Origin of the sequence: Rhabdothermincola salaria (assembly GCF_021246445.1) — a bacterium.
In the GTDB taxonomy this organism is placed as follows: domain Bacteria; phylum Actinomycetota; class Acidimicrobiia; order Acidimicrobiales; family Acidimicrobilacustridaceae; genus Rhabdothermincola_A; species Rhabdothermincola_A salaria.
Window position 1 is genome coordinate 93,994 of the sequence record NZ_JAJQXW010000003.1, and the last position, 19,166, is coordinate 113,159.

The following is a 19,166-nucleotide window of genomic DNA, read 5'->3' on the forward strand; positions in this document are numbered from 1 at the left end:
TCGGCCGGAGCCGACCTGCGCCCGGGGCGCGGGACCCCGCGAGCCCGGACCCCCGGAGCCCGGTGGACAGGAGAGGACGACTACGCCGGGACGGCTCGCACGCCGGCGAGGAACTGCGACTCGACCAGGCGACCCACCGCGGCCGGGTCGTCGAGGTCCCAGCGTCCGGGGCTGCCGAGGTAGGAGAGGTAGAGGCGGGCCAGGTGCTCGGCCGCCTCGGGGACGTCGCAGTCGGCACGCACGACCCCGTCGCGGCGGGCTCGGTCGAGGAGCGCACCGAGGTAGTCGACGATGGCACCCAGCACCAACGAGGTGGCCACGGACAGCTCGGAGAGCACCGCTTCGGGTTCGGTGCGCAGCAGCCGCTGCAGGAGCGCGTGCTGGTCGAGCGCCCGGTGCCCCACGACCAGACCGGTGGAGAGCTTCGATGCCAGGTCGGGCTCGTCGGCCACCGCCGACTCGATCCGGGCGAAGAACCGGGCGACCTCCCAGGTCACCGTCTCGGTGATCAGCTGCTGGCGGCCCCCCGGGAAGACCCGATACAGCGTGGCGCGTGACGACCCGGCGGCGCGGGCCACGTCCTCGACGGACGTGGCGTCGAGGCCGGCCACATCGACACAGTCGACGGCGGCCCGGTAGAAGCGGATCCGCCGTTCGTCGGGCCGGTCCCTCCCGGACCCGTCCGCCGGGGTCGTCGGGGCCATCAGCCGGCCGGGCCTGCCCGACGGGCACCGGCAGCCGTCGGAGCCGCGCCGGCGACGGGCCTGGCGTGGTCGACTGCAGCGGCCACCGGGCTGGCGCCCGGGGTCGGGTCGCCCCCTGGACCATGGCCACCCGGTCCCCCGTCGTCTCCGGGATCGGTGTCGTCCTCCGAGCGGCGAGCCGCGGCCCGGTTGCGCGCCACCCGTCGCAGCAGCAACGGGTACACCACGACCGTGAGCGCGGCGAAGATGAACCACTGCCCGGCGTACCCGAGGTGCGGTCCTTCGTCGAGCTGCGGAGCGGGCACCGGCACCGGCACCGACTCGGGCTGGGGCGGCTCCTGGGCCCGCAGGTCCAGGTAGAGGGGCAGCAGGGCCACGTCGACCTGCTGGTCGAGACGGGCCACGTCGACCCTCGACAGGGTGCGCAGCACCCCCTCGGCGGGGTCCTCGGGGCTCGACACGATGCCCCCGGTGTCGCGCACCTGGGGTGGGCGCACGAGGCCGGTGACGGTGACGGGCCCGGCCGGTGGGGCGAAGCGGTCCCAGGGGCCGTCGGGCTGGACGTCGAAGGGGACCCAGCCCCGGTTGACCACCACGGCCGTGCCGTCGGCCTGCACCAGGGGCGTCAACACCCAGTACCCGGGTGCTCCCTCGTAGGTGCGGTTCCGCACCAGCACCTGACCGTCGACGAGGTAGGTGCCGGTGACGGTCGCCGTGCGGTACTGCACGGCATCCACGTCGTCGGCCGACGCCGACGTCCCCTCGGGGACCAGCTCGGTGACCGGCGCCGGGCGCTCCTCCTGAGCGGCCACGACCAGGCGGTTGGCAGCGCGCCGTTCGTCGAGGCGGTCGAGCTGCCAGATGCCGGCGGCCACCATGGCGACCACGCAGGCGGCGACGAAGAGGTGCGACAGGATCCAGCGGGGGGACACCAGGAACCGGTACACACCGCCAGGCTATGGCTCACGGTACGGGCTCCACGAACCCGGACCCCGGGGCCCGACCCGAATCAGCTGGTGGGCAGCTCGTGGTCGGCGAAGCGGTCACGCAGGTCGCGCTTGGAGAACTTGCCCACCGAGGTCTTGGGGACCTCGTCGATGAAGACCACGTCGTCGGGCAGCCACCACTTGGCCACCTTGCCGTCGAGGAAGCCGAGCAGCTCGTCCTTGGTGACGCTCTCGTCCGGCTTCACCACCACGCAGGCCAGCGGACGCTCGCCCCACTTGGGATGACGGACCCCGATGACGGCTGCTTCGGCCACCGACGGGTGACCCATGATCTCGTTCTCGAGCTCGACCGACGAGATCCACTCGCCGCCCGACTTCACCACGTCCTTGGTGCGGTCGACGATGCGCAGGTACCCCTCGGTGTCGCAGGTGACCACGTCGCCGGTCCGGAGCCACCCGTCGTCGGTGAAGGAGTCCCCGGAGCGATCGTCGTCGTAGTACTCGCGGGCGATCCAGGGCCCGGCCACCTGCAGCTCGCCCCGGCTGACGCCGTCCCACGGCACGGCCTCGCCGGTGGCCTGGTCGACCACCCGGAAGTCGACACCCGGGGCGATCAGCCCGATGCTGGCTCGCAGGTCGGCCTTGGCGTCCTCGGTGAGGTGGTCGAGGGTCGACTTGATGCGACAGATCGAGGCCACCGGACTCGTCTCGGTCATGCCCCACGCCTGGAGGATGGGCATCCCCAGCTTGGCCCGGTAGGCCTCGGAGAGGACCTTGGGCACGGCCGAGCCGCCGCACGGGATGGCCCGCAGGCTGGAGACGTCGTGGCCGTCGACGGCATCGAGCACCCCCATCCAGATGGTGGGCACCCCGGCGGCCACCGTGACGCGCTGGGTCTCGATGAGGCGGACCAGCGCAGCCGGCGAGAGGTCCGGGCCCGGCATCACCAGGTCGGCGCCGCTGGCCACGCCGGCATGGGCCAGCCCCCATGCGTTGGCGTGGAACATGGGCACCACGGGCATGATCGTGTCGCGCTCGCAGGCCCCCAGGCTGTCGGCCATCATCACACCCGCGGTGTGCAGCCACGTCGAGCGGTGGCTGTAGACGACGCCCTTGGGGTTGCCCGTCGTGCCGCTCGTGTAGCACATCGACGCGGCCTGGTTCTCGTCGTCGACGTGGAACTCCGCCGGGCTGGCGGCGCCGAGCAGGTCCTCGTAGTCGTGGAGGCTCACGCCCTTGGTGTCGGCCGGGAGCTCGCCCACGCCGTCGTCCATGACCACGAGGTGGCGCACGGTGGTGAAGGTGTCGACGAGCGGCCACAAGAGCCCCAGGAGGGACCGGTCGACGAAGATGACCTCGTCCTCGGCGTGGTTCACGATGTAGGTGACCTGCTCGGGGAAGAGGCGGATGTTGAGGGTGTGCACCACCCGTCCGCTGCAGGGCACCCCGAAGTAGAGCTCGAGGTGGCGCGCCGTGTTCCAGGCGAACGTGCCCACTCGGCCGTCGGCGCTGATCCCGAGGTCGTCGAGGACCCCACCGAGACGGCGGGTGCGCTCGGCCCACTGCCCGTACGACACCCGGTCGATGCCGGTGGCGGTGGCGGTGACCACCTCCTTGTCGCGAAAGAGCTTCTCGGCGCGATCGAAGAAGTGGGTGAGCACGAGCGGTCGGTCCTGCATCAAGCCCAACATGGCGACCCTCCGTTCCGGAACCGCGCGTCTCGGACCGCGGTTCGATGAGTCGAGCGTACGTGAAAGGATCTCGGCCTGGCCGAGAAGTCCGCTCCTCCCTCCGAGGCCCCCCTGCGACGGGGGCGCCTGGCGTTGCTGCTCGGCCCCGTCGCGGTCATGGTCGTGATGACCCAGCTGGCGGATGCCTTCTGGCCCAGCCTCGTCGATCGGGCGCCGGAGCTGTTGATCGCCCTCAGCGCCCGCAACCGCTACCTGGTGCTGGTGGCCGGGCGCATCGACGAGTGGGCCTACTTCCTCATAGGCACGATCCGGCTCATGGCCCCGGATCCGTTCCTCTTCGCCCTGGGGTGGTTCTACGGCCCGGCCGCGCTGCGCTGGATGGAGACGCGCACCCCCACCGTCGGTTCCATCATGCGCACGGTGGAGAAGCTGTTCGTGCGCTTCGGTCATCCCCTCGTGGTGATCATCCCCAACAACTACGTGTGCATCATCGCCGGAGCCGCAGGCATGTCGCCGTGGCTGTTCGGGTTCTTGAACCTCACCGGCACGGTGGGCCGGCTGGTGGTCATCCGCATCGTCGGCGACGTCTTCTCGGGACCCATCGACACGGTGCTGGGCTGGATCGGCGACTACCGCATCCCGCTGCTCGTCATCTCGATCACCATCGTGGCGATCGGCGCGGCCGCCGAGGCCCGCCGGGGCCGCAGGGAGCTCGCCGCCCTGCACCTGCTCGAGGCCCAAGGACCCGGCGCCGAGCCCGAGGACGAGCCGTCCGCCGCCGACGCCGAGCCCCCTCCGCCGGGCTCGACGGTCGACCCCGAGGCGATGGGCGACCTCGACGCCGGCCACGACTCGCTGGGTGCCACCGGCTCCGGGACCCCGGGCGACGACGGGCCGGGGACCCCGGGCGACGTCGATGCCGGCCCCGAACGCCCTTGAGGGTCAGACGTACTCGGGCCTGACGTCGGTCCAGAACCCGAACGCGGCGATGCCGACGAGCAGCAGGCCCGACGCCACGGTGATGGCGCGATGACGGCGGGTCAGGAAGCGGGTGATCTGGTGCTGCGCGGGCGCGGCCAGCAACGGCAACAGCACGAGAGGCCAACCGAACCCGAGGGCGAACCACAGGAAGTAGAGGAGGGAGTCGACCAGCGCGCCGCTCCCGCTGACGCTGCCGACGACGAAGGCCGACACGATGAGAGGCCCCGTGCACGGAAGGGTGAGCGGAGCGAGCAGCATCCCGTACACGTAGGCGGTGGCCGCCGGGCTCCGCAGGATCGGCACCTGGGTCCCGGACAGGCGGGCGAACGGGTTGCGGCCCACCAGCATGGCGATGCCGAGGACGAGCACCAGGCCGTACATGACCGGGAGCAACCAGCCGAGGACGTCGGCCACGCTGCGTTGGATCTGGTGGAAGAGGAAGCCCAACGCCACCATCACCGTGACGATCCCGGCCAGCACCAGCAGGCCCATCCACTTCACCGTGCGGGCGGCCCTCGGGTCCCGGCGCTGGTTGGCCAACAGCACGAAGAGCCCCGGGTACAGCGGGAGCATGCAGACGTTGCCGAGGATGGCGGCGTTGCCGAGGGAGAACGCCTCGAGGAACTGGTCCATCGGGTCGTCGAGGGCGGTCGCTCAGACGGCCGAGCGCAGGGCGTCGACGATGTCGGCCTCGCCGATGCTCCCGGTGCTCATCTCGCCGGCGGCGCCCGACGGGCCGATCACCACGTGCGGGGTGCTCGGCGGGTTGACGGCGCTGTTGCCGAAGGCCTCGACGAACGCCGCCAGCAGCTCAGGGGTCATGACGGCGAAACGCATGTCGGTGAACCCGTTGTCCTCGGCGTAGTCGGCCACCTCCGCGGGCGACAGCGACGTCTCCACGCTGAGCACCACGAACACCGCTTCGTCACCCAGGGAGGCAGCCGCCGCCTGCGTGGTGCCCAGCTGCGACCGGCAGGTCGAGCACCAGGTGGCGAAGTTCTCGACGAACACCGGGGTGCCGGCGAAGTCGCCCAGGGTGAACGTCGCACCGTCGACGTCGGTGATCTCGATGGTCTGCCACGGCTCCAGCTCGGCCATCGGGGTGCCCGCCGTGGTCGGCGACGTGGGGTCGGCCCCGGTCGCCCCCGCCGCGGTGGTCGTGCTCGGCGCCGCGGTGGTGTCGGACGCCGGGGTGTCGGACCCGGCGTCGTCGGTCGACCCGCCGCACGCCGCCCCCACCAGGACGACCACCACGGCCACCGCGGCGACCAGCGCGCCTCGGTCGGTGCGACGGTTCGAGCGGTTCGCGGAACGCTGGTCGGTCATGGACCCCAGGAGACCACACGCGCGGCCCGCGGCGACCGGCGGGCGGGCAGAGTTTCGCGAAAGTTTCGTGGATGACGGCCCGCGAGGGCTGACTCAGCGATCCTGGTCGAGCTTGAACACCCGCAGCGCGTTCTCGCGCAGGAACTTGGGCCACACGTCGTCGTTGAACGGCACGTTCGGCATCTCGCGGAACTGGCGCTCGAGGGACAGCCCCGCGGGGAAGTACCCGCAGTACATGATCTTGTCGGCGCCACGGGTGTTGGCGTAGCGGATGATGTCCTTGGGGTAGTGCTTGGGCGCGAAGGCGCTGGTCATGTAGTGCAGCCCGGGCCACTTGAGCATCAGCTTCACCGCCAGCTCGGTCCAGGGCTCCCCGCCGTGCATCATCACCATGGTGAGCTCGGGGAAGTCGTAGAGCACCTCGTCGAACTGCTCGACGTGCTGGGGCCAGCTGGGCATGCGCGGCCCGACGATGCCGCCGTTGATGCAGATCGGGATGTCGAGCTCGCAGCAGGTGGCGTAGATCGGGTACATCAACTTGTCGCCCACACCGACCTGGGGGACCATCCCCGACGGGAAGGTCATGGCGGCGACCACGTTGTGCTCGGCCTTGAGCTGCTTGAGGCGCCGCACGGTGTCCATGCCCTTGTTGGGGTCGGCCTGGGCCATGAGGTGGAACCGGCCCGGGTGCTCGGCCTTGGCCCGGATCGAGTGATCGTTGATCCCGGTCATGCACTGCTCGATGCCGAACGCGTCCATCTTCTCGACGATCCACTGCACCGGGTCGGTGCCCGGATCCACGACGTCGGGCACGTCCTTGAACATGTACTGCGCCGGGAACTCGAACTCCTCGAGGGACTGGCGGTCCTTGAGGTTGGCCTTGAAGAAGTCGTAGGCCGCCTTCTTCTCCTCGACGCTGGTGTACGGGAACCCCATCCCGAGGTCGATGATCCCGATGTCGGTCGGCATGGCCATGAGTGCGTGTGTCCCCCTGTGGTGGCGCTCCCCCATGGGCGCCGGTAGCGACGAACCTACCGCCGATCGCCGAGCCGCTCGAACGCCCTCGCCGCGGGCGGCTGGGCCGCACGCGAGCGGTGCTCTACAGATCCAGGAGGGCGTCGAGGCCGACGGTGACCCCGGGACAGCCCGCCACCGCCTTGACCGCGATCAGCACACCGGGCATGAACGAGGCCCGGTCGTAGGAGTCGTGGCGGATGCTGAGGGTCTGGCCGGTGGTGCCCAGCACCACCTCCTGGTGGGCGACCATCCCCCGCAGGCGCAGCGAGTGCACCCGGATGTCGCCGGGGCCGGCGCCGCCGCGAGCGCCCTCGAGCACCTCGGTGGTGGTGGGGTCGGGGGCCCACTCGGCCGACGCCGCCGCCATGCGCTCGGCGGTGAGCATGGCCGTGCCCGACGGAGCGTCGAGCTTCTCGTCGTGGTGCAGCTCGATGATCTCGGCGGTCTCGAAGTAGGGGGCGGCCAGCTCGGCGAAGCGCATCATCAGCACCGCGCCGATGGCGAAGTTGGGGGCGATGACGCAGTTCGAGCGGCTGAACGCGTGGGCGAAGCTCTCGTAGTCGGCGTCGGTGAAGCCGGTGGTGCCGGTGACGGCGTGGATGCCGTGGTCGGCGAGCCATCGCAGGTTCTGGCGTCCGGCGCTGACGTGGGTGAAGTCGACGGCGACGTCGACCTTGGCATCGACGAACACGTCGGCGCCCATCGCCACCTGCCACGGCAGGTCCACGCCCGCCACCTGGCGCAGGTCGAGGCCCGCATGGTGCGGGTCGACGGCCGCCACCAGCTCGAGCGCGGGGTCGGCGGCCACGGCCTGGCAGACGGTGCGACCCATCCGCCCTCCTGCCCCGAACACCCCGACACGCAGCGTCACAGCGCGCAATCTACGGGCGTCCGGTCGCCCGGCGCCACCTGATGGGGTGGGCGCCGACGCGACAGAGGGTCGATGGACCCGGTCGTCGGACCCATCGACCGACAGCCCGCGGCGCGGTTCAGGGACCGGCGACGAAGTCGGTGAGGACCGCCTCGTCGCCACCGAAGGGCCCGACCACGGCCACCGAGCGGGGGGCCGTGAGCACCCGGGCGAGGACCCGCTGGACGTCGTCGACGGTGACCTCGCGGTAGCGACGCAGGTGCTCGTCGACGGCGACGATCTCGTCGCGGGCCATGACGGCGTTGCCGAGGCGGGCCATGCGGCTGCCCGAGTCCTCGAGTCCGAGCACCATCGAGCCCTCGATGCAGCCCAGGGCCACCTCGTGCTCCACCTCGGTGATGCCGTGATCGACGAGGTCGCCCAACACGCCCTCGACGACGCTCAGGAGCTCGTCGAGCCGTTCGGGGCTGGTGCCGGCATAGACCGAGAGGCTGCCGGCGTCGCCGTAGGACGACGGTGCCGAGAACACGGTGTAGGCCAGGCCCCGCTCCTCGCGGACCTCCTGGAAGAGGCGACTGGAGAGCCCGCCCCCGAGGACGTGGTTGGCCACGGCGAGGGCGTAGCGGTCGTCGTCGCCGTAGGGCAGCCCTCGCCAGCCGATGGCCACGTGGGCCTGCTCGGTCGGGCGGTGCAGCACGCTGAGGGGCACCAGATCCGAGCCGGGCGCGGACCGCGCTGGAGTCCGCCCGGCGGGCCCGTCGCCGAACAGGCCGACGACGGCATCGAGGACCTCGGCGTGGTGCAGGTCGCCGGCGGCGGCCACCACCAGGTTGGCCGGCCGGTACCACCCGCCGTGGAAGTCGACGATGGCGTCGCGCGACATGGACTCGACGGTGTCGCGCGTGCCGAGCGTCTCGCGCCCCAGCGGATGGGCCGGGAAGAGGCTCTCGTAGAGCGCGGTGAAGACCTGGTCGTCGGGGGTGTCCTCGCTCATGAGGATCTCCTCGACGATCACGTCGCGCTCGGCGTCGATCTCGTCGGGCCGGAAGGCCGGTTCGCTGACCACGTCGGCCAGCAGGTCGAGGCCGGTGCGGAGGTGCCGAGCGGGCAGCCGCGTGTAGTAGGCGGTGTGCTCGCGGGTCGTGTAGGCGTTCAGCTCGCCGCCTGCGGCGTCGACGGTGCGGGCGATGTCGCGCGCCGAACGCTCGTCGGTGCCCTTGAACAGGAGGTGCTCGAGGAAGTGCGACACCCCGGCGATGGCCGGGGCTTCGTCACGGCTGCCGACGCCGAACCACAGGCCGGCCGAGACCGACCGTGCGTCGGGCATGCGCTCGGTGACGACGCGCACGCCCGACGGCAGGTCGGTCCGTTCGATCTCCGGGGCACCGTCGGGCGCACCGGGGACGCGGGGATCAGCGGCGACGACCGCCACCTCCGCCGCCACGACGGCCACGGCCACCGCCGCCACCGCCGCTGTTGCGGCGCTCCTCGGCGGTGTCGGGACCGAGGTCGCCGAGCTCGCTGCGGACCTCGTCGTCGAAGGAGTCCTCGAACGAGACGTACTCGCGCTCGGCACCGCTGTCGGCCGGGGCCGACTCGGCCGGGGCCGGTGCCCCACCGGCGTCGGACGCCTCGGCAGCACCGCCGCCGGACTCGCCACCCTCGATCGGGGTGGCCAGCGACAGCGACACCTTGCCGTTGGGGTCGACGTCGTCGACCTTGACCTCGACGGTGTCGCCGAGGTCGAGGACGTCCTCGACCTTGTCGATGCGCTTGCCGCCGCCGATCTTGGAGATGTGCAGCAGGCCGTCGCGGCCGGGGAGGATGTTGACGAACGCGCCGAACTTGGTGACGTTGACGACCCGACCGGTGTAGGTCTGGCCGACGTCGGCGGTGGGCGGGTTGAGGATGAGGCGGATCTGGCGCTCGGCCTCGGCCACGGCACCGTTGTCGGTGGAGCCGATGCTCACCCGGCCGACCGAACCGTCGTCGTCGACGCTGATGTCGGCGCCGGTCTCCTGCTGGATGGCGTTGATGACCTTGCCCTTGGGACCGATGACCTCACCGATCTTGTCCATGGGGATCTCGAAGCTGATGATCTTCGGGGCGGTCGCGCCGACCTCGTCGCGACCCTCGGCGAGGGTGGCGTTCATGACGGCCAGGATCTCGAGGCGGGCTTCCTTGGCCTGCTGGAGGGCCTGGGCCAGCACGTCGGCGGGGATGCCGTCGATCTTGGTGTCGAGCTGCAGGGCGGTGACGAACTCCGAGGTGCCGGCGACCTTGAAGTCCATGTCGCCGAAGGCGTCCTCGGCGCCGAGGATGTCGGTGAGGGTGGTGTACTTGCCGTCGGCGTACACCAGGCCCATGGCGATGCCGGCCACGGCGGCCCGCAGGGGCACGCCGGCGTCCATCATCGACAGCGACGAACCGCAGACCGACGCCATCGAGGTGGAGCCGTTGGAGCTCAGCACGTCGGAGACGGTGCGGATGGTGTAGGCGAACTCCTCGGGGGTGGGCAGCACCGGGACGAGGGCCCGCTCGGCGAGGATGCCATGGCCGATCTCGCGGCGCTTGGGGCCCCGCATGAAGCCGGTCTCACCGGTGGAGTACGGCGGGAAGTTGTAGTGGTGCATGTACCGCTTGCGGTCCACGGTGCCCAGGGCGTCGATGAACTGCTCCATGCGGGGCATGCCCAGGGTGGCCACGTTGAGCACCTGGGTCTCGCCGCGCTGGAACAGGCCCGAGCCGTGCACGGACGGCAGCACGCCGACCTCGGCCGACAGCGGGCGGATGTCCTTGGGGCCTCGGCCGTCGATGCGCACGCCCTCGTTGACGATGCGGCTGCGGACCACGGCCTTGGTGACCGAGCGGAAGGCAGCCTTGATCTGCTTCTCGGCCCCGTCGACCTCGGCGAAGCGCGGGCCCAGCTCGGCGACGATCTCGTCGCGCAGGGCGCCCTCGGCGGCCTGGCGCTCGGCCTTGTCGGAGATCTCCTGGGTGGCGACGATGCGGTCGCGCTGCTCGTCGACCGCGGCGTACACCTCGTCGGTGTAGTCGGAGGCGACGTTGTAGGGCATCGGGTCCTTGACCCCGGCCTCGGCCATGAGCTGGCGTTGGGCGTCGATGGAGGCCTTGATGTAGCGCTCGGCCGTCTGCAGGCCGTCGGCCACCACGGCCTCGTCGACCTTGGGGGCGCCGTCTTCGAAGGCGGGCCACGAGGCCTCGGTGCCACCGGCCTCGACCATGGAGATGGCCACGCCGCCGTCGTCGAGGGCCCGTCCGGCCACGACCATCTCGAAGGTGGACTCCTCGCCCTCTTCGTAGGTGGGGAAGGGGATCCAGGTGCCGTCGGCGGTGTAGGCCAGGCGCACGGCGCCGATGGGGCCGTCGAAGGGGATGCCCGACAGCATGAGGGCGGCCGAGGCGCCGTTGATGGCCACCACGTCGTGGGGGTTCACGAGGTCGGCGGCGAGGGTGGTGCCCACCACGTGGACCTCGTTGCGGAAGCCGTCGGGGAAGCACGGGCGCAGCGGACGGTCGATCAGGCGGCAGGTGAGGATGGCCTGGTCGGGGGCCTTGCCCTCGCGACGGAAGAACGAGCCGGGGATCTTGCCGGCGGCGTACATGCGCTCTTCGATATCGACGGTGAGCGGGAAGAAGTCGGCGCCCTCGCGGGCGGACTTCGAGGCGGTGGCGGTGACGAGCACGACGGTGTCGCCAAGCTGGACGGTGACGGCACCGTCGGCCTGACCGGCGAGCTTGCCGGTGCTGAAGTTGATGGTCTTGTCGTCGACGGGAGCGTCGACGGAGATGGCGTCTGCCATGTGTTCCTCCTGGAACTCTTCTTGCGGGCATCGGGCCCGCATGTCTCGGAGGCGGTGGCGGCACCAGTTCCCAGTGGTGAACGGCGGAGCGGGTGCGACCCGCCGCTCACCACCGGCAACTGAGGTCGTCCGACCGCCGGGGTGTCCCACCACGATGCCAGGCACCGGGGCGGAAACGGCGGAGGGCGACCGCTGGGGTCGCCCTCCGAGAACTCTGAGCTAGCGGCGCAGGCCGAGCTTGGCGATGATGGCGCGGTAGCGCTCGACGTCGTTCTTCTTGACGTAGTCGAGCAGGCGACGCCGTTGACCCACGAGCATCAACAGGCCTCGACGGCTGTGATGGTCCTTCTTGTGGGACTTGAGGTGTTCGGTGAGATGGATGATCCGATCGGTGAGCAGCGCGATCTGCACTTCGGGAGAACCGGTGTCGGTCTCGTGCAGCCGGTGCTCGGCGATGGTGTCGGCCTTGGGGGCCAGGTTGGCGGGATCCTGGGACAAAGTGTGGTTTCCTCGGCTGTGGGTGTGGGACCCGGCTCCATGGCTCGCTGAGCGCGTGGCGCCGGCGGTCTCGAGGTGAGACACCGGCGGGAGGCGTCTGGCGCAGCCCGGGGCGGATGGCGTCGACCGGGTCGGTCGGCGACCCATCAACGCTACCAGCGATCCTGCCCGAACCCCAAGGGCGGGTGACGGGGCCCGGGTCGGCCGACCGGATCGTCGCCGTCGTCGGGTCGGTAGCATGAGAGGGCGCCGACCGGGGGGTCTGCGGCCACCACAGGGGGAGTTCCACCGATGTCCGACACCACCACGCGTCCCGAACCCGTCCGCCTCGACGACCTCGCCGCACCGCGGTTCTCGCCGGAGGCCCGGGCCATCGTGGACGGCGCCGCCGCCTTCGCCGATGCCGTGCAGCTCGACGCCGCCGCGCTGATGGACCAGGCGTGCGAGGCCACCGGCCTCGACGACTTCGGGCCCATGGACTTCGTGGAGCGCCTCGAGCTGTTGGTGTGGTGCCTCGAGCACGAGGGGCAGCGTTCGCCGATGGGCAAGGTGTCCGCCGCCTCCCAGCTGGGCCAGCTGCTCCAGAACCGACTCCTGCTCCAACATCTGCTGACCCGGCACCCCGAGATCCACGACGTCGAGATCGCGGCGCCGATGATCATCGCCGGGCTGCCCCGCACCGGCACCACCCACCTGCACAACCTCATCTCGGCCGATCCTGCGCTGCGCAGCCTCCCCTACTGGGAGTCGCTGCAGCCGGTGCCCTTCCCGGCCGAGGCCGAGCTGGCCGGCACCCCCGACGACCCCCGCCTGGCTCGCACCGAGGGGGCGCTGTCGATGCTCGACGTGATCATGCCCCACTTCCGGCGCATGCACGACATGACCACCTGGCACGTGCACGAGGAGATCCAGATCCTGGCCATGGACTTCTCGACGATGCTCTTCGAGACCATGGCGCCGATGCCCACGTGGCGCGACTACTACCTGGCCCACGATCAGCGACCCCACTACGAGTACATGAAGACGGTGCTCAAGGCCTGCCAGTTCCTGCGCGGTGGCGACCGGTGGATCCTCAAGTCCCCCCAGCACCTCGAGCAGTTCGGGCCCCTCATCGACACCTTCGGCGACGCCACCGTGCTGGTCACCCACCGCGACCCGGTCTCGGTGATGATCTCGATGGGCACGATGCTGGCCTACTCGGCGCGCACCTCCCAGGAGCCCGTCGACCCGAAGGCCATCGCCGGCTACTGGGCCGACCGCCTCGAGACGATGCTCAACGCCGCCCTGCGCGACCGCGACCTGCTCCCCGCCGAGCAGTCGATGGACGTGCGCTTCGACGAGTTCATGGCCGACGACCTCGGCATGGTGCGCCGCATCTACGACCTGGCCGACCAGCCCATGCCGCCCGAGTCCGAGGCCGCGCTGGCCGACTACGTGGCCACCCACCAGCGCGACCGCTACGGCAAGGTGATCTACGAACCCGAGGTCCTGGGCATCGACGTCGCCGCCCGGCGCACGGCCATGCGTGCCTACAGCGAACGCTTCGCCATCCCCGACGAGCCCTGGTAGCCCCCGCAAGGGCGCTCAGCTGGGCGCGCCTGCCAGCGTCGTCCAGCGGTCGTGCCGCTCAGAGGGCGGCGAGGAGGGTGCGGGCCTGGTCGACGTCGCGCCCCATCTGCTCGACGAGGGCGTCGACGGAGTCGAACTTCACCTCGTCGCGCAGCCACTGCACGAACTGCACCCGGGCCGACTGGCCGTAGAGGTCGCCGTCGAAGTCGATGAGGTGGGCCTCGAGCACCGAGGCCTCGGCGTCCTCGTAGAAGGTGGGCCGCCGCCCGAGGGAGATGGCCGCCGGACGGCGCATGCCGTCGGCGCCCAGGTACCAGCCGGCATAGATGCCGTCACGGGGCAGGCAGATGGCCTCGGGCACGCCCACGTTGGCGGTGCGGTAGCCCAGCTCGCGGGCGCGGCCGTCGCCGCGACCGACGACGCCGCGCACCTCGTGGTGCCGGCCGAGCATGGCGGCGGCGCCGTCGAGGTCGCCGTCGCGCAGCGCGGCCCGGATGCGGGTGGAGGACACCGGCGTGGCGCTGGCCTGGCCGTCGAGCCCGATCAGGTCGTGGCCCACCACCTCGAAGCCCAGGTCGGAGCCCATGGCCCGCAGCAGGTTCACGTCGCCGGAGCGACGGTGCCCGAAGTGGAAGTCCTCCCCCACGGCCACCAACCGGGCGTTGAGGCAACCGGCCAGGACCTCGTTCACGAACTCGTCGGCCGGTTCCTTGGAGCGCACCTCGTCGAAGTGCACGACGAGGGTGTAGTCGACCCCGCAGTCGGCCAGCAGCTCGAGCTTCTGATCGAGGTCGGTGAGCAGCAGAGGGGCCGAGTCGGGTCGCACCACGCTGGCCGGGTGGCGGTCGAAGGTGACGACCGCCGTCTTGAGGCCCCGCTCCCGGGCCCGGTCCTTGAGCGTCGCGATGACGGCCCGGTGCCCCAGGTGCACGCCGTCGTAGGCGCCGATGGTGAGGGCGGTGCCCTCGGGCGGACGGGGGCAGACAGCGATGTCGCTCAGGACCTCCATGGCGACGCGAACCTACCCGGGCTCGGCCCGGGGAGCCGAAGCCGGGCCGGGACCCTCGACGGGGGCGACCACCACCTCGGGCTTCACGGTGCCGGCCCGATGCGCCACGTAGACGGCCAGCAGACGACCATCGGCGTCGAGCACCCGCCAGGGCCCCTCGCCCTCGAAGCCGTCGGCCGGGAGCACCTTGCCGTGGCCCACATCGACCCGGGCCTCGTCGTCGACCACGACCGCCGGGAGGTCGCGGAGCGCCTCGGCGGGCGACACCAGCACGTCGGGGCCGATCTCGCCGAGGGGTCGGGCCTCGGCCTCGGTGAACGAGCCGCTGCGGGTGCGGCGCAGGTCTCGGAGGTGGGCGCCGCCGCCGAGCGCAGCACCGAGGTCGGCGGCGAGGGCGCGCACGTAGGTGCCCGAGGAGCACTCGACCTCGGCGCGATAGCGGAGGGGTTCGCCCGGCACCGGGGACACCTCGAAGCGGTACACGGTGACCGGACGGGCGGCCCGCTCGACCTCCTTGCCCTCGCGGGCCAGCTCGTGCAGACGACGCCCGTCGACCTTCACCGCCGAGACCATCGGCGGCACCTGCATGATGTCGCCGGTCAGCCCGGCGGCGGCGGCCGCCACCTGGTCGGGGGTGACCTCCATGGCGTGGGTGGCGGTGACCTCGCCGGAGTCGTCGAGCGTGCTGGTCTCGACCCCCAGCACGATTTCGCAGGTGTAGGCCTTGGGCAGGGCCGTCAGGTAGCGCAGCAGGCGCGTCACCCGCCCCACGCCCAGCAGCAGCACGCCGGTGGCGTCGGGATCGAGGGTGCCGGAGTGGCCCACCTTGCGGGTGCCGAGCAGACCGCGGCTCTTGGCCACCACGTCGTGGGAGGTCCAGCCCGCCTCCTTGTCGACCACGACCAGCCCGTCGGGTCCGTCGCCCGACCGGCGACGGCTCACGAGGGGGTGCCGGGCCCGGCCTCGTCGGCCGGGGTGCCCGGTCCGGACGTGTCGCCGGCCGGGGTGCCCGGTCCGGACGTGTCGCCGGCCGGGGCGCCGTCGTCCGCCGAGGCGTCGTCCGCGGCGATCGGGCCCACCTCGGCCAGCAGCTCCTCGATGCGGGCTCCGCTGCGCACGGCGGCATCGGGGGCGAAGGTCAGCTCGGGGGTGCGCTTGATGCGGGCCTGGCGGGCGATGGCCCCCTTGAGGCGCCACTTCACCTCGCCGAGGGCCTCGAGGATCTCCTCGTCGCCTTCCTCGCCCTGCAGGGAGTCGAAGAAGACCATGGCCTGGCGCAGGTCGCCGTCGATGTCGACCGCGGTGATGCTCAACAGGTCGAGGCGTTCGTCGTCGATCTTCTCGAGCTCGTCGGCGAGGATCTCGCGCAACAGCTCGTTGAGCCGCGCCGTGCGCGGGTACTGGCGGGGTCCTCCCCGGTTCGGGCGCGGGCTCATCGGTCCACCTCCGTCCAGTGGCGATCGGTCGCCACCACGTCGATCTCCGGGAACGACCACACGAACCGCTCGACGGCGTCGAGCACCTCGGTGCACTGTCCCGGACTGGATGCGGCCACCGCGAAGCCCAGCTCGGCTCGTTGGTGGTCGTCGTTGCGGCCCGTCTCGGCGGCACTCACCCCGTGGCGGCGGCGGGCGCCCTCGACGATCGTGCGGACCACCGAGCGCTTGTCCTTGAGGGACTCGGCGTTCGGGATCCGCAGATCGACAGCGAGGGCCAGGACGTGCAGCGCCACCCGGGTGAGGGTACCGCTGCGGTGTCGGCTACGAGCGGGGGATCTCCCGCTCCTCGAAGGTCTCGATGACGTCGCCGGGCTTGAGGTCCTGGAAGTCGGTGAGGCCGATGCCGCACTCGAAGCCGCTGGCGACCTCGCGCACGTCGTCCTTGAAGCGCCGCAGCGATGCGATGGCGCCCTTCCAGATGATGGTGCCCTCGCGGAGGAACCGGACCTTGGAGCCACGGGTGATGACCCCGTTGGTGACGTAGCAGCCGGCGATGGCACCGACCTTGGGCACCCGGAAGATCTCGCGGACCTCGGCGTCGCCGGTGACGACCTCTTCGTACTCGGGAGCGAGCATGCCGAGCATGGCGCTCTCGATGTCCTCGAGGACCTTGTAGATGATCTCGTAGTTGCGGATCTCGACGCCCTCGGCATCGGCGAGCTCGCGGGCCTTGCGGTCCGGGCGCACGTTGAAGCCGATGATGGTGGCGTTGGACGCCGCCGCCAACTGGATGTCGGACTGGGTGATGCCACCCACCTCGCGGTGCACGAACGAGAGCTTCACGTCCGGGCGTTCGAGCTTCTTGAGGCTCTCGGTGAGCGCCTCGAGCGAGCCGTTCACGTCGGCCTTGAGCACGAGGTTCAGCGTGGCCGCCTCGCCCGTCTGGATCTGGGCGAAGATGTCCTCGAGCTTGGCGCCGCCGCTCATGGCGTGCGCCTCGCGCCCGATGGAGGCCACCCGCATCCAGTGCTCGCGGGTGGCGGCCACCTTGCTGGCGGTCTTCTCGTCCGGGGCGATCACGAAGCGATCGCCGGAGACGCAGACGTCGGACAGGCCCAGGACCTGGACCGGGGCCGACGGGCCCGCTTCCTTGACCTGGTTGCCCTTGTCGTCGATGAGGGCCCGCACCCGGCCCCAGGCGGCACCGGCCACCATGGGATCGCCGACCCGGAGGGTGCCGTACTGCACGAGCACGGTGGCCACCGGGCCACGCCCGATGTCGAGGTTGGACTCGAGGACCACGCCACGGGCCCGGCCCTCCTCGGTGGCGCGCAGATCCTCGAGCTCGGCCAGCACGACGAGGTTCTCGAGCAGGTCGTCGATGCCCAGGTTCTGCAGGGCGGAGACCTCGACCATGACCGTGTCGCCACCCCAGGTCTCGGGCACGAGATCGTGCTCGGAGAGCTGCTGCATGACGCGGTTGGGGTCGGCGTTCTCGCGGTCGACCTTGTTGATCGCCACCACGATGGGCACCTCGGCGGCCTTGGCGTGGTTGAGCGCCTCGATGGTCTGAGGCATCACGCCGTCGTCGGCGGCCACCACCAAGATGACGATGTCGGTGGCCTCGGCGCCCCGGGCGCGCATGGCGGTGAACGCCTCGTGGCCAGGGGTGTCGAGGAAGGTGATGGGCCGGCCCTCGTGGACGACCTGGTAGGCGCCGATGTGCTGGGTGATGCCACCCGCCTCGCCGGCGACCACGTTGGCGTTGCGGATCTGGTCGAGCAGCTTGGTCTTGCCGTGGTCGACGTGGCCCATCACGGTGATGACCGGAGGACGCACCGGCCACGACTCGTAGGTCTCGTCATCGACGTCGTCGTCGACGTCGAGCAGCTTCTGCAGTTCGACCTCTTGCTCCTCGCCGGGGTTGACGAGGCGGATCTCGGCGCCCACGTCGGCGGCGAACAGCTCGATCATGTCGTCGCTGAGCGAGTGGGTGGCCGTGACCATCTCGCCTTGCTGCATGAGGAAGCGGACGACGTCGGCGGCGGTGCGGTTCAGCTTGGGACCGAGCTCCTGGGGCGTGGAGGCCCGCTCGACCACGACCTCGCCGGTGGGGACCGGTGCGGTGGCCGGGGTGTAGCTCGGCGCATCGATGGGCTGCAGCTCGTCACGGTTGCGACGACGACGACCCTTGCGGCGCGGTGGGCGACGACCCTGACCGGGACCACCGGGGCGACCGCCACCGGGACGGCCACCAGGGCCACCGCCGGGACGACCACCAGGACCGCCACCGGGGCCGCCCATGCCGCCGGGACGACCACCGGGACCGCCACCGCCCATGGGACGACCGCTGGGACCGCCGGGACCACCGCCGGGGCGAGGACCGCCACCGGGGCGGCCGCCGGGACCACCGGGACCGCCCGCCGGAGCACGGCGCATGCCGGGCGGCGGCGGGATGGGCTTGCCGGTTGAGGACACCGGAGGGCGACCGGGAGGCGGCGGGATGGGCTTGCCCGATGCCGACGTCGGAGGCTTGGCCGGCGCGTCGGACGCCGGCTGCGCGCCGGCGGCCGGGGCCTGAGGCGGACGAGGTGTGGTGGGCCGGTCGATGGGCGGCACCGACGGGCCCCGGTCGGCGGGGGGACGCTCGGGCGCCGGGCGCGGAGGGGGCGGCGGGGTCTCGTCGCGGCGTGGCGGGGGCTGGTGGGCGCCACCCGAGGAGATGACCCGCCGGGGCGGCGCAGGAGGGGCAGGCGGCGTGGGGGCCTCGGCGGCCGGCGCGGGCGCAGCCGGCGTCTCGGGGGCGGGTGCCTCGGGGGCGGGGGCCTCGGCAGCCGGGGCCTCGGGGGCGGGTGCCTCGGGGGCGGGGGCCTCGGCAGCCGGGGCCTCGGGGGGCGCAGCCGAGGGCGCGTCGCTCTCGGAGACCTTCTCGGTCGTCTCGGCGGGCGCCCGCGTCTCGGCCGCGGCCTCCTCGACCTTGGCGTCCTTGTCGGCCTTCGGCGCCGCCTCGGAGGCGTCCTCGGCCGGCGCCTTGGCCGCCTTCTTCTTGGCGGCCGGCTTCTTGGCCGACGGCTCCTCGGGCTGGGTCTCGCGGATGAGGCCTTCTCGTTCGGCCTTGCGCCGGACGCGATCGGCCTGGGGCTCGACCACGCTGCTCGAATGGCTCTTGACCCCGATGCCGAGCGCGACGCAGAGGTCGAGCGTCTCCTTGTTGGTCAGCCCGAGCTCACGGGCCAGCTCGTAGACGCGGATGTTTCCTGGCAACCTCGACCTCAGTCCTCGCAGCAAAT

At 71.6% G+C, this 19,166-nt stretch carries 17 protein-coding genes; 2 read left to right on the plus strand and 15 right to left on the minus strand.

Annotated elements, in window-relative coordinates; genetic code table 11:
• Positions 1–80 precede the first annotated feature (80 nt).
• The 3 genes from LUW87_RS13685 to LUW87_RS13695 all read right to left on the minus strand — a co-directional run bounded on the left by LUW87_RS13685 (position 81) and on the right by LUW87_RS13695 (position 3,342).
• Entirely contained in the window at positions 81–704 is a 624-nt protein-coding gene (locus LUW87_RS13685; RefSeq protein ID WP_232671752.1) for a TetR/AcrR family transcriptional regulator, read from the minus strand.
• On the minus strand, positions 704–1,651 hold the full coding sequence (locus LUW87_RS13690; protein WP_232671753.1) for an SURF1 family cytochrome oxidase biogenesis protein: 948 nt from the start codon (positions 1,649–1,651) through the stop codon (positions 704–706). The genes LUW87_RS13685 and LUW87_RS13690 overlap by 1 nt, the downstream gene beginning before the upstream one ends.
• Before the next feature lie 62 nt (positions 1,652–1,713).
• Positions 1,714–3,342: a long-chain fatty acid--CoA ligase gene (locus tag LUW87_RS13695; protein ID WP_232671754.1), complete on the minus strand. Its 1,629-nt coding sequence runs from the start codon at positions 3,340–3,342 to the stop codon at positions 1,714–1,716.
• Positions 3,343–3,507: 165 nt separating this feature from the next.
• Between LUW87_RS13695 and LUW87_RS13700 the strand changes: the two genes are divergently transcribed.
• Positions 3,508–4,281: a DedA family protein gene (locus LUW87_RS13700; protein ID WP_232671755.1), complete on the plus strand. Its 774-nt coding sequence runs from the start codon at positions 3,508–3,510 to the stop codon at positions 4,279–4,281.
• Between the two features lie 3 nt (positions 4,282–4,284).
• Here LUW87_RS13700 and LUW87_RS13705 read toward each other — a convergent pair whose 3' ends face one another.
• The 7 genes from LUW87_RS13705 to rpsO form a co-directional block, all read right to left on the minus strand.
• Complete coding sequence (locus LUW87_RS13705) at positions 4,285–4,956, minus strand: cytochrome c biogenesis CcdA family protein (RefSeq protein WP_232671756.1); 672 nt, start codon at positions 4,954–4,956, stop codon at positions 4,285–4,287.
• A 21-nt stretch (positions 4,957–4,977) separates the two neighbouring features.
• Complete coding sequence (locus LUW87_RS13710; RefSeq protein WP_232671757.1) at positions 4,978–5,649, minus strand: TlpA family protein disulfide reductase; 672 nt, start codon at positions 5,647–5,649, stop codon at positions 4,978–4,980.
• Between the two features lie 93 nt (positions 5,650–5,742).
• Positions 5,743–6,624, minus strand: coding sequence for an amidohydrolase family protein (locus LUW87_RS13715; protein WP_232671758.1), 882 nt, complete (start codon positions 6,622–6,624; stop codon positions 5,743–5,745).
• A gap of 124 nt (positions 6,625–6,748) precedes the next feature.
• The gene (gene dapB, locus LUW87_RS13720; RefSeq protein ID WP_346742565.1) at positions 6,749–7,546 is read right to left on the minus strand and encodes a 4-hydroxy-tetrahydrodipicolinate reductase; all 798 of its coding nucleotides are present in this window, start codon (positions 7,544–7,546) and stop codon (positions 6,749–6,751) included.
• A gap of 109 nt (positions 7,547–7,655) precedes the next feature.
• Complete coding sequence (locus tag LUW87_RS13725; protein WP_232671760.1) at positions 7,656–8,996, minus strand: M16 family metallopeptidase; 1,341 nt, start codon at positions 8,994–8,996, stop codon at positions 7,656–7,658.
• On the minus strand, positions 8,950–11,361 hold the full coding sequence (locus LUW87_RS13730; RefSeq protein ID WP_232671761.1) for a polyribonucleotide nucleotidyltransferase: 2,412 nt from the start codon (positions 11,359–11,361) through the stop codon (positions 8,950–8,952). Before LUW87_RS13730 ends, LUW87_RS13725 begins: the two co-directional genes overlap by 47 nt.
• Before the next feature lie 219 nt (positions 11,362–11,580).
• Positions 11,581–11,838, minus strand: a complete 258-nt coding sequence (gene rpsO / locus LUW87_RS13735) for a 30S ribosomal protein S15 (RefSeq protein ID WP_232672064.1) — start codon at positions 11,836–11,838, stop codon at positions 11,581–11,583.
• Positions 11,839–12,150: 312 nt separating this feature from the next.
• Between rpsO and LUW87_RS13740 the strand changes: the two genes are divergently transcribed.
• Positions 12,151–13,428 (plus strand): sulfotransferase family protein, encoded by a 1,278-nt coding sequence (locus LUW87_RS13740; protein ID WP_232671762.1) that lies wholly within the window; start codon positions 12,151–12,153, stop codon positions 13,426–13,428.
• Between the two features lie 58 nt (positions 13,429–13,486).
• On the opposite strand, the gene LUW87_RS13745 is transcribed toward LUW87_RS13740, so the two are convergent.
• From LUW87_RS13745 to infB, 5 genes are read right to left on the minus strand one after another with little or no spacing between them, the layout of a single operon-like run.
• On the minus strand, positions 13,487–14,437 hold the full coding sequence (locus tag LUW87_RS13745) for a bifunctional riboflavin kinase/FAD synthetase (protein ID WP_232671763.1): 951 nt from the start codon (positions 14,435–14,437) through the stop codon (positions 13,487–13,489).
• A 12-nt stretch (positions 14,438–14,449) separates the two neighbouring features.
• Complete coding sequence (truB, locus tag LUW87_RS13750) at positions 14,450–15,379, minus strand: tRNA pseudouridine(55) synthase TruB (protein ID WP_232671764.1); 930 nt, start codon at positions 15,377–15,379, stop codon at positions 14,450–14,452.
• Positions 15,376–15,873 (minus strand): 30S ribosome-binding factor RbfA, encoded by a 498-nt coding sequence (gene rbfA, locus LUW87_RS13755; protein ID WP_232671765.1) that lies wholly within the window; start codon positions 15,871–15,873, stop codon positions 15,376–15,378. The genes truB and rbfA overlap by 4 nt, the downstream gene beginning before the upstream one ends.
• The gene (locus tag LUW87_RS13760) at positions 15,870–16,169 is read right to left on the minus strand and encodes a DUF503 domain-containing protein (protein ID WP_232671766.1); all 300 of its coding nucleotides are present in this window, start codon (positions 16,167–16,169) and stop codon (positions 15,870–15,872) included. Before LUW87_RS13760 ends, rbfA begins: the two co-directional genes overlap by 4 nt.
• Positions 16,170–16,197: 28 nt before the next feature.
• A complete protein-coding gene (infB, locus tag LUW87_RS13765) occupies positions 16,198–19,140 on the minus strand; it encodes a translation initiation factor IF-2 (protein ID WP_232671767.1) in 2,943 nt (980 codons plus the stop codon).
• Positions 19,141–19,166 lie beyond the last annotated feature (26 nt).